Origin of the sequence: Pseudoflavonifractor sp. An184 (genome assembly GCF_002160305.1) — a bacterium.
GTDB lineage: Bacteria > Bacillota > Clostridia > Oscillospirales > Oscillospiraceae > Lawsonibacter > Lawsonibacter pullicola.
This window is the reverse complement of the sequence record NZ_NFKI01000152.1, coordinates 1-683: the sequence shown is the minus strand read 5'-3', so window position 1 is coordinate 683 and position 683 is coordinate 1. Positions and strand designations below refer to the sequence as shown.

Sequence of the window (683 nt, the reverse complement as noted above, 5' to 3'; positions counted from 1 at the left end):
CTCCGGGTTTGGGCCCATTTTAGGCCCAAAAACGCCCGGAAAGCGTTGAACCGCAGCAGATGGACAAACCGACAGCAGCTCATAACCCGGAGGTCGGAGGTTCAAGTCCCCCTCCCACAACCAGAAATCCGCTGGAATCGCCTGATTCCAGCGGATTGTTTTTGTTTTCCGCAACTTTTTCGCGAGGTTTATTTTGAGTTTCTGAATCTGACCCAGATTCTGACCCATACGGGAAGTTTTCCGGACTGGAGAGGGCTATAAACTGCCGGAGAGGACGTGTTCCATGGCCTCCGCCGCCTGCCGCTGGGCCGAGGTGGAGGTATCCAGGGTGAACCCGGCGCTGTAATGCCCTAGCATGCCGGATACGGTTTTCACGTCCGCTCCGTTTTGCAGGGCCAGGGTTGCGAAAGTGTGCCTCAAATCGTGGAACCTGACTCGAGGCAGTCCCGCCCGTTTCAGTACTCGGTGGAGCATGTGGAGCACACTGTCCGGGGACATGGGACCGCCGGTGGGACCGGGGAATACCCAGGGACAGCTCCCCACTTTCTTCTTCTGTTGATTCAGAACGTCTATTGTATCCTTTGCCAGGGGCAGGGTGCGGTAGGCGTTTTTCGTTTTCAGGGGAGCTTCCACCACCTCGCCGTTGATTCTTGCTATTTGCCGTTTAACCCGGAGGTCGCCCC

2 protein-coding genes are annotated in these 683 nt (G+C 57.0%); both read right to left on the bottom strand.

Translation table 11 applies throughout. The features are described 5' to 3' along the window. Nucleotides 1-228: hypothetical protein (locus tag B5F19_RS17810; protein WP_204248366.1), on the bottom strand; the 228-nt coding region annotated here is incomplete at its 3' end. A 27-nt stretch (nucleotides 229-255) separates the two neighbouring features. Next, a partial coding sequence (locus B5F19_RS16885) for a site-specific integrase (RefSeq protein WP_140394284.1) occupies nucleotides 256-683 on the bottom strand: 428 nt, incomplete at its 5' end.